Origin of the sequence: Gracilibacillus oryzae (genome assembly GCF_009498735.1) — a bacterium.
GTDB lineage: Bacteria > Bacillota > Bacilli > Bacillales > Amphibacillaceae > Gracilibacillus > Gracilibacillus oryzae.
In genome coordinates this window covers 49343-59004 of the sequence record NZ_ML762449.1, presented here as the reverse complement: position 1 = coordinate 59004, position 9662 = coordinate 49343, and the positions used below count along the sequence as shown (strand labels likewise).

At 38.8% G+C, this 9662-nt stretch carries 10 protein-coding genes; all 10 read right to left on the bottom strand.

What is annotated here, in order from left to right; genetic code table 11:
* Positions 1-281: 281 nt before the first annotated feature.
* A complete protein-coding gene (lysS, locus tag F9U64_RS19910) occupies positions 282-1763 on the bottom strand; it encodes a lysine--tRNA ligase (protein WP_153406648.1) in 1482 nt (493 codons plus the stop codon).
* Positions 1764-2005: 242 nt separating this feature from the next.
* Positions 2006-2224, bottom strand: a complete 219-nt coding sequence (locus F9U64_RS19905; protein WP_153406647.1) for a helix-turn-helix domain-containing protein — start codon at positions 2222-2224, stop codon at positions 2006-2008.
* On the bottom strand, positions 2194-2706 hold the full coding sequence (folK, locus tag F9U64_RS19900) for a 2-amino-4-hydroxy-6-hydroxymethyldihydropteridine diphosphokinase (protein WP_153406646.1): 513 nt from the start codon (positions 2704-2706) through the stop codon (positions 2194-2196). The genes F9U64_RS19905 and folK overlap by 31 nt, the downstream gene beginning before the upstream one ends.
* Entirely contained in the window at positions 2703-3068 is a 366-nt protein-coding gene (gene folB / locus F9U64_RS19895) for a dihydroneopterin aldolase (RefSeq protein WP_153406645.1), read from the bottom strand. Before folB ends, folK begins: the two co-directional genes overlap by 4 nt.
* Positions 3061-3897, bottom strand: a complete 837-nt coding sequence (gene folP / locus F9U64_RS19890; protein ID WP_153406644.1) for a dihydropteroate synthase — start codon at positions 3895-3897, stop codon at positions 3061-3063. The genes folB and folP overlap by 8 nt, the downstream gene beginning before the upstream one ends.
* 125 nt (positions 3898-4022) lie before the next feature.
* A complete protein-coding gene (gene cysK, locus F9U64_RS19885) occupies positions 4023-4949 on the bottom strand; it encodes a cysteine synthase A (RefSeq protein WP_194287449.1) in 927 nt (308 codons plus the stop codon).
* Positions 4950-5050: 101 nt separating this feature from the next.
* The gene (locus tag F9U64_RS19880; protein ID WP_153406642.1) at positions 5051-5950 is read right to left on the bottom strand and encodes a peptidyl-prolyl cis-trans isomerase; all 900 of its coding nucleotides are present in this window, start codon (positions 5948-5950) and stop codon (positions 5051-5053) included.
* Between the two features lie 12 nt (positions 5951-5962).
* A complete protein-coding gene (gene hslO, locus F9U64_RS19875; RefSeq protein ID WP_153406641.1) occupies positions 5963-6838 on the bottom strand; it encodes an Hsp33 family molecular chaperone HslO in 876 nt (291 codons plus the stop codon).
* A gap of 14 nt (positions 6839-6852) precedes the next feature.
* A complete protein-coding gene (locus F9U64_RS19870) occupies positions 6853-7608 on the bottom strand; it encodes a type III pantothenate kinase (RefSeq protein ID WP_153406640.1) in 756 nt (251 codons plus the stop codon).
* Positions 7609-7820: 212 nt separating this feature from the next.
* On the bottom strand, positions 7821-9662 hold a 1842-nt coding region (ftsH, locus tag F9U64_RS19865; protein ID WP_228275811.1), incomplete at its 5' end, for an ATP-dependent zinc metalloprotease FtsH.

The window sequence follows — 9662 nt, the reverse complement described above, 5'->3', positions numbered from 1 at the left end:
CGCTCGCTTCTAAAAGCTAGCTTGTTTCTTAAATATTCTTTCATACTGGTTGTTTTGTTCAGTTTTCAATGATCAATGTTATTGCTGTTTTTGCGACAGCTTTTATATTATATCAACTTAGTTTGTTCTTGTCAACAACTTTTTATAAGTTTTTTTAACAAGTTGTTTTAAGTTTTTGCTGTGTGTTTCAGCGACGTATAATAATATACCACGGTTGGATAAGTGAAGTCAACAACTTTTTACAAAAAAATTAAACAGCTCCAAAACGGAGCTGTTATACCTTATTTATTACGCATCTGCGGGAACAGTAAAACATCTCGAATGGAAGGAGCGTTTGTCAGCAGCATAACCAGTCGGTCTATTCCAATCCCTAAACCTCCAGTTGGTGGCATACCATATTCTAACGCCTCCAGGAAGTCTTCATCCATTTCGTGTGCTTCATCATTTCCTTGTTCTTTTTCTTTTACTTGTGCTTCAAACCGCTCTCTTTGATCTATTGGATCATTAAGCTCTGAGAATGCATTTGCATGTTCTCTTCCAACAATGAATAACTCGAAACGGTCCGTAAACCTGTCATCTTCTTTGTTCTTTTTCGCTAATGGGGATATTGCTACAGGATGGCCATAAATAAATGTCGGCTGGATAAGCTTTTCTTCTACTCTTTGTTCAAAGAACTCATTCACGATGTGTCCGAAAGTCATATTATCATCAATACTGATGCCGTGTTCTTTTGCCAGAGTTTTTGCTTCATCATCCGTCATTTGCTGCCAGAAGTCTACTCCTGTTTCTTCTTTAATAGCATCTACCATATGCAGTCTTGTCCATTTTGGTTCTAAGTTAACTTCCTGTTCACCATAGGCAATTGTCGTTGACCCTATTACTTCTTTTGCAATATGCGCTACCATGTTTTCTACTAATTCCATTATATCATGGTAATCTGCATAAGCTTCATATAATTCGATCATCGTAAACTCTGGATTATGCCTTGTGGATACACCTTCGTTACGGAATACTCGGCCAATCTCGTAAACCTTCTCCATTCCACCAACAATAAGACGTTTTAAATGTAATTCAATTGCAATCCTCATATATAAAGGAATATCAAATGCATTATGATGGGTAGTAAACGGGCGTGCGGATGCTCCACCAGCTATACTGTGCATCATTGGAGTCTCCACTTCCAAGTAACCCATATCATCTAAATAACGACGCATGGACTGGATTATTTTACTTCTCATTATAAAAGTATCTTTACTATCTATATTTGTAATTAGATCTAAATAACGCTGGCGATATCTTTGTTCCACATCTTTTAAACCGTGAAACTTCTCAGGAAGAGGGCGCAGAGATTTCGTTAAGAGAGTAAACTGATTCGCTTTAACAGAGAGTTCACCAACGTTTGTTTTAAAAACTGTACCCGTTACACCAACAATATCCCCTAAATCTGCAGTATTAAATACTTCATAAGCTTCCTCTCCGACTGTATCCTTTCTAACATACAGTTGAACCTGTCCACTTAGATCCTGAATATGAGAAAAGCCCGCTTTTCCTTTACCGCGCTTAGTCATAATCCGACCAGCAATTGTTGTTTCGATTGATTTTTCCTCTAATTCTTCTTTAGAAAATTGATCATAGGCTTCTCTTAATTCTTCTGCAAGATGTGTGCGATTGAATTTATCCCCAAATGGATCTAAACCTTTTTCTTTATATGCTTCTAATTTTTCTAACCGCACACGCATCTGTTCATTTAATTCTTCGCTCATTACCTTCACCTCAACTAAAGTTATTTTAAATCGATTATATCTGCATTTATATTTTTATCAACAAATTTCGCTTTATCTACTAAGTCTCGATATCTGCAGAAAACCTGAATGTTCATCAGTTTTCCATCTTCATCTACATATCATGTTCATTATTCACAGCGCTGATAACGCTGCAGATACCCACACTTGCCACCGTTGCTAATCAGAACTGAAGGTCCAGTATGTACCAATTACCAGAATGTTTATCCCTCCTTTCTTTTTTGCGGCTCTAACTCATCCAGAGATATATCTAGCTGATTGGCGATCGTCTCTAAATGATCCATTGTTGGAATCTTTTTACCTCTTTCTAAGTCTCCTAACTGTGAGACAGAGATTCCCAGTTCCTCTGCAAACTGTATTTGCGTATAACCTTTCAACTTTCGAAAAGCCTTTATTCTATTCCCCCATTTGTTCGTTGCCATTTGACGACTCCTTTTTTATCTTCACGAGCTATTCCATCCATTAATTGTGAAATATCCTTATTGACATGCGGCAAAAATAAATTCGGGCAAATCTCACTTAACGGTACTAACACAAATGCTCTTTCATGCATATACGGATGCGGGATAATTAAGCGATCTGTTTTTATTTCTTCTTGATTAAACAATAAAATGTCAAGGTCCATTGTTCGTGGGCCCCACTTTATTTCTCTTTTTCTGCCAAGCTCTGATTCAATCTTTTGACAAAGATCCAATAAGGGTATTGGCTCCATCATCGTCTCCACTTCCAGTACTTTGTTCAAAAATGATGCCTGATCAGTATAACCAAAAGGTTCTGTTTGATATATGGAAGAAGAGGAGATAAGCTTTACATCCGAATGCTCAGCTAACAGGCGCTCTGCTTTCTTCAAATAGTCCTCTCTTGGTTCAATGTTGGAGCCAAGGGCAATAAATGCTCGGTTCATTGTTTTCTCTCCCTGTATATTTCAACAGCAACAGATTGATAATGTCCCGGAATTGGCGGATCTGGTTTATATACTTTCACATTGCATGCCTGCAACAGGGAAAAATCAAGTAACAATTGTGTGGCAATATTCTCTGCTAATGCTTCTACAAGATTGACCGCTTCTCCCTCAACGATTTCTTTCACCAGTTTATAAGCAGCACCATAGTTAATAGAATGTTCCATCTGATCTGTCTTCCCTGGCTTTGACAAATCCAATTCCAAAATTAAATCAACAGAGAAGCGCTGCCCTAGCTTTCTTTCTTCAGGAAATAAGCCGTGGTAGCCATAAAACATCATTTGATTAAGGTAAATTTTATCCATGCCTTTCACTTCCCTTATCTATTAATGCATCCATCATTCTTGCCATTCTGGCCGCCATTTCAACATTATGTACACGAACTAATTCTACACCCTTAGTAATACCAAAACAAACAGTCGCTCCTGTTCCTTCATCCCTCTGGTCAACCGGCAAATCTAACACTTGCCCGATGACAGACTTTCTTGATGTTGCCAGCAGAACTGGATAGCCCAACTGTTTCAATTTATCCAGGTTTTGCATTGCAAGAATATTCTGTTCATAGTTCTTGGCAAATCCAATTCCCGGATCAACAATAATATTGTCCCTTGTTACCCCGGCATCTATTGCAATTTGCACACATTCTTTCACATCTGCCAGCATGTCCTCTACAAAGGATTGGTAGTTTGCCTCTCGTCTGTTATGCATTAAAATGATTGGGACATTGTGTGCTGCGGCTACTTTTGCAATTGCCGGTTCTTTTTTGGCACCCCAGACATCATTAATAATGGAAGCTCCTGCTTTTACCGCCTGCTTTGCAACCTCTGCTTTATACGTATCAATCGAAACAGGTAGATCAACCTCCCTTGATATAGCCTCAATTACAGGAACTACCCTTTCAATCTCTTCCTGCTCTGAGACTGGCTGATGACCAGGCCTTGTCGATTCCCCACCAATATCAATAATATGCGCACCCTCACGCTCCATTTTCTTTGCCTGGGCAATCGCATGGTCAATAGAAACGTAATTGCCTCCATCCGAAAAAGAGTCTGGCGTTACATTTAATATACCCATAATTAACGTTTGTTTCGAATAGTGGAAGTCTTTTATTTTCGTCCTTAACCACTCACTCATTATAATCCGTCCTTTATAAGTGACATTTTTCATTCTACAAGTGATTATTATAGCATAAGTATGTATTATTTTTCTTGTAAAAAAACAGAGCGATCATCTTATGGAGATAATCGCTCTTAAATCGTTTATTCTTGATCAAATTGGTAAAGTGGTGTTGATAGATAACGCTCTCCGTTACTTGGAAGTACTGCTAATACTTTTTTACCTTTACCTAATTGTTTTGCAACTTGTTTCGCTGCATAGATAGCTGCACCTGATGAAACTCCACCAAGGACACCATCCTTTTTCGCTGCTTCACGAGCAGTCTCATATGCCTGGTCATTTGTTACCGTAATAATCTCATCATACACGTCTGTATTGAGTACTTCCGGAACAAATCCCGCTCCAATCCCCTGAATTTTGTGAGGGCCTGGATTGCCACCAGATAAAATCGCTGAGTCAGTTGGCTCTACTGCATATATTTTTACATCTTTATAATGATCTTTTAAAACTTTGCCAGCTCCAGTGATTGTACCACCAGTTCCGATGCCTGAGATAAACGCATCTAGCTGATCTCCCATTTGCTCTACAATTTCCTTTCCTGTCGTTCTTGCATGAACAGCCGGGTTTGCTTCATTGTTGAATTGTTGAGGCATGAAGTATCCATTTTCTTCTTGTAGCTCACTTGCCTTCTTGATAGCACCTTTCATACCTTCAGAACCTGGAGTAAGGACAAGTTCTGCACCATATGCACGCAATAAATTACGTCTTTCCGTACTCATAGTATCTGGCATTACTAAAATTGCTTTATAACCTTTCACAGCAGCGATTAACGCTAAACCAATACCAGTATTCCCGCTTGTAGGCTCAATAATTGTATCCCCTTCTTTTAAAAGGCCTTTCTCCTCAGCATCTTCTACCATCGCTAAAGCAATACGGTCTTTTACAGAGCTTCCTGGGTTAAAATATTCAAGCTTCAAGTAAATTTCTGCACCTTCTGGATCTGCTGTGCGGTTCAACTTAACAATTGGTGTGTTACCTATTAATTCAGCTATATTTTGAGCTACCTTCATCATATTTCCTCCTCAATTCCAAGTAATATAATTGGTTTTATATACAATGTACACGAATAGGCTTATTTTTGTCAACCTATATGTTGGAAGAACTTGATTAATTACTGGCTATCAAGGATTGTTTTTACTTCTGCTTCATCCCACAGAGTTGTTGCATTAATGCTTTGATCTAACTGCTCTAATGCAAGGTCTTGCTTCACTTCGTGAAATGCTTCCTCATAGGTAAATGTGATCGAAGGCAGAATCTGATGGACAAAAATAATTGCGATCCCCTGGCTGGTTTCAAATGCATTGCTGAAACTGCCTGATTCTAACTGAGTTGCCTGCTGGAAATACTCTGGTGGTATAAAACTACTTGTCTCACTGTAAAACCCTAAATAACCGCCATCAACACTTGACTCGTCAATCGAGTACTCTTTTGCAGCAGCTGCAAAACTTTCACCTGAATTCAACTCTGCCAAAACTTCTTCCGCCTTTTCCAATGAAGGTGTAACTATATGAGATAACTGGATTCTTTGTTCAAAGTTATATTGTCGCTTGTAAGTATCATAGTATTGTTTAACTTCTGAATCACTGATCTCCATATCTTTTGTGAGCAGTTGCTGCAAGTAATACCGGTATTCTATTTGCCTCTTCCAGTCTTTTTTTAATTGATCCATTTCTTGTTTCGCCACTAATCCTTGCATTACAAGTAATCTGGAGAGTTCTCGCTCCATTATTTTGTCCTCTATAACAAGGTTATTCTTTTCGGCCAATGAAAAGACCACTTTCTCATTGACCAAATCGATCAACGTCTGTTCACCGTACTGATCCATCAGTCTCTGGCTGACATCGTTGCGGTTAATCTCTTCACCATTAATGGTTGCAAGTGGACCAGCTTCTGTTTTAAAAACGATTTGATCCTCAATTTTCTCCTCATCCTTATAAAAGAAAAGAGTAAAAATATTGGTAATAAGCAATAGAAAAATAACAATCCATAAACTCAGCTTTGATAAACTCACACACTTTCCTCCCTAAGAGGTTTTTAATGCTTTCAATTCATCAATATTAAAGGTATATGTTTCATTGCAAAAGTGACAGGATGCCGTCGCCCCATGATCTTCCTTGATCATTGAATCAATCTCTTCATTACCTAAACTAGTAATTGCTGCAGCCAATCTTTCTTTGGAACATGGACAGGAGAAAGACACAGGCATTTTCTCCAAAATGTTTAACTGTGTTTTATCACCAATTAATAACTCCAGAATCTCCTCTGGTGTTTTTCCATCTTGAATTAATTTAGAGATTGGATCAATTGATTCTATTTGCTTCTCTACTTTTGCTATTGTTTCTTCAGATGCGCCTGGCATCATTTGCAGCACAAAACCACCTGCTGCTAAAATTGTATGATCAGGGTTAACTAATACACCCGCCCCTACTGCTGACGGAATTTGCTCAGAGTTTGCCAAGTAATAAGTAAAGTCTTCACTTACTTCGCCTGAGACAATTGGTACCTGGCCAGTAAAATTACTCTTCAATCCTAAATCTTTTACAATACTTAGCGTGCCTTCCGTTCCCACAGCTCTTCTTACATCAAGTTTCCCTTGGGCATTTGATTCAAAATCAACATGGGGATTGATGACATACCCGCGTACTTCGCCTTTTGCATTTGCATCTGCAATAACAGCACCAACTGGTCCGTTTCCTTCTAGTTTAACTGTTAACTTGGCATCATCCTTTAACATGGCACCAAGAACAGCAGTTATGGTGATCGTTCTTCCCAATGCCGCAGAGGTAGTAGCCCATGTGTCTTGTCTTCGTCTCGCTTCTTCTACTGTGTCTGTAGACCTAATGGCATATACTCTCACTTCTCCATCAAACGCTGTTGCTTTTAATAAATAATCGCTCATATTAATCTCTCCTTTTAATGGAAGTTTTGTTCGTTTTTTAAATATATTTCATATAATCCTTTTAACGTTAAGTATGGATCAACATGATCAATTGTTTTAGAATCTTTAGCAATTAATGTAGCTAAACCTCCTGTTGCTATAACCCGAGGATTAGAGTCAACCTCTTCCTTAATTCTTGTTACAACTTCATCAACTTGGCCAACATAGCCAAAATATACACCAGACTGCATGATACCAGCAGGCTTTTTCAACTCTATCTTCGGCAGCTTTGCAGCATTCATATAAAGCGCTTCAAGGGAAATGTTTATTCCCGGGGAAATAACTCCTCCTACATATTCTCCCTCTTCATTGATATAACAGTAAGTTGTTGCTGTACCAAAATCAATAATAATGCTCGGAACACCATATTCTTTTATTGCCCCTACTGCATTAACAACTCTATCTGCACCTAACTCTTTCGGATTAGGATACCTCGTTTTCAATTCCGGATTTACTTTTTCCTCTCCAATCACCATTGGGTTGCAATGAAAGTATTTATCAGCCATTCTTTGCAATGCAAATAATATTGGCGGGACAACGGAAGAAATAATCATACCAGTAATATCAGATAACTTTAGTCCTTCATGTTCCAGTAATGATTTTATAAACATGGCATATTCATCTTCTGTTTTATTTTTATCTGTCTGCATACGCCATTGATAGGTCAACTCACCCTTATAAAAAACACCCAACACCGTATTCGTGTTTCCAACGTCCAATACAAAGATCATCTTTTTCAGCCCTTTATTTTTAGTAGTGGTCATTTTCATATTGTATAGTCAAAAATCGCAATTAAGCAAGTTAAAAGGAATGGTTAAGCCGTTCTGTTAGTTAACTGCACTTCTCTCCAAAAGATAGCTAGTTTCTTCCTACATTTTAACCTTCTTCTCTTATAATGTAAAAAAAAGCAGTTCCATAGCAGGAACCGCTTTTCATATTCATATTATTGTTTATCTTTATCTTTTGATTCTTCATTACTGTTATCTTTATCGAAATAGCTTTCACTATCTTTATCAAAATAACTTTGCTCAGATTTTTTCTGAATATTTACCTTTACATCTGCTGAATCATCACTTTTCTCTGCCTGGTTATTATTCGTGCCTTTATCCTTGCCATCTTGTTCTGAGACCACAGGATCAGGCATTACACCATCTTCGAATAATGATTTAATTTGACTTGCATCAAGTGTTTCCACCTCAAGCAGTGTTTTGGCAACTAATTCCAACTTCTCTCTGTTATTAGTAAGAATCTGTTTTGCTCGGTCATAACAATCTTGGATGAAATTTTGGATCTCCTGGTCAATTTCATAGGCAATGGCATCACTGTAATTCTGTTCTGATTGCATATCGCGGCCTAAGAATACTTGGCCACCGCTGCTTCCGAATTGAAGTGGTCCAATCTTATCACTCATACCATATTCCATGACCATTTTTCGAGCAATCCCTGTTGCACGTTGGAAATCATTATGAGCTCCGGTACTTACTTCACCAAAGATAATTTCTTCTGCTACACGACCACCTAATAGTCCGGTGATTTTATCAAGCAATTCTGGTTTTGTCATGAAATAACGATCTTCACGCGGAAGCATGACAGCATAACCGCCAGCTTGACCACGCGGGACAATGGTTACTTTATGCACCATATCGGCATCATCAAGCACCATTCCAATAATGGTATGTCCACTTTCATGGTAGGCAACAATATTTCGTTCTTTTGGAGAAATGACACGGCTCTTCTTCGCAGGACCTGCAATCACTCGGTCAATTGCTTCATCCACGTCATCCATGTCGATTTTCTGCTTATCAGATCTAGCAGCAACTAATGCTGCCTCATTTAGCAAGTTCTCTAAATCAGCACCAGAGAATCCCGGTGTACGCATCGCAATCGTCTTTAGTGACACATCATCAGCTAAAGGTTTATTGCGCGCGTGTACTTTTAATACATCTTCACGTCCTTTTAAGTCTGGACGATCTACTGTAATTTGACGGTCAAAACGGCCTGGACGTAACAATGCCGGGTCTAAAATATCCGGTCTGTTTGTTGCAGCGATAATGATAATTCCTTCATTTTCACCGAAACCATCCATCTCAACTAGTAACTGGTTCAGGGTCTGCTCACGTTCATCATGGCCCCCGCCAACACCAGCTCCACGCTGACGACCAACTGCATCAATCTCATCTATAAAAATGATACATGGTGCATTTTTCTTTGCATTCTCAAATAAATCACGAACACGGGACGCACCGACCCCAACAAACATCTCCACAAAGTCAGAACCACTTATAGAGAAGAATGGTACACCTGCTTCACCTGCAACGGCTCTGGCAAGTAATGTTTTACCAGTACCAGGAGGACCAACTAATAGTACCCCTTTTGGTATTTTGGCACCTATTGCCGTAAATTTGCGCGGATCTTTTAAGAAATCCACCACTTCTACCAATTCTTGTTTTTCTTCATCTGCACCGGCAACATCACGGAAACGAACTTTTTTCTTTTCTTCATTGTACATTTTGGCTTTACTTTTACCAAAATTCATTACACGGCTTCCGCCACCTTGTGCCTGGTTAAGCAAGAAGAAAAACAAAATGAATATTATAACAAACGGGATCATGGTTGTTAAAAATGTAACCCATCCACTTGGTTGTTCTTCCGGTTTCACATCCAATATGTCTTGTTCTGTCCCTATATCATACACTTCATCAACGATAGGCGGGATATTCGGAATATTGGCAATAAAGGTTGGGTTATCTTCAGCAGATAACTCCCCTACAATGCGCATCACACC

Excerpts from the sequence above, each read along its gene's own strand:
- lysS (WP_153406648.1), bottom strand. The coding sequence starts at position 1,763 with ATGAGCGAAGAATTAAATGAACAGATGCGTGTGCGGTTAGAAAAATTA.
- F9U64_RS19905 (WP_153406647.1), bottom strand. The coding sequence starts at position 2,224 with ATGGCAACGAACAAATGGGGGAATAGAATAAAGGCTTTTCGAAAGTTG.
- folK (WP_153406646.1), bottom strand. The coding sequence starts at position 2,706 with ATGAACCGAGCATTTATTGCCCTTGGCTCCAACATTGAACCAAGAGAG.
- folB (WP_153406645.1), bottom strand. The coding sequence starts at position 3,068 with ATGGATAAAATTTACCTTAATCAAATGATGTTTTATGGCTACCACGGC.
- folP (WP_153406644.1), bottom strand. The coding sequence starts at position 3,897 with ATGAGTGAGTGGTTAAGGACGAAAATAAAAGACTTCCACTATTCGAAA.
- cysK (WP_194287449.1), bottom strand. The coding sequence starts at position 4,949 with ATGAAGGTAGCTCAAAATATAGCTGAATTAATAGGTAACACACCAATT.
- hslO (WP_153406641.1), bottom strand. The coding sequence starts at position 6,838 with ATGAGCGATTATTTATTAAAAGCAACAGCGTTTGATGGAGAAGTGAGA.
- F9U64_RS19870 (WP_153406640.1), bottom strand. The coding sequence starts at position 7,608 with ATGATCTTTGTATTGGACGTTGGAAACACGAATACGGTGTTGGGTGTT.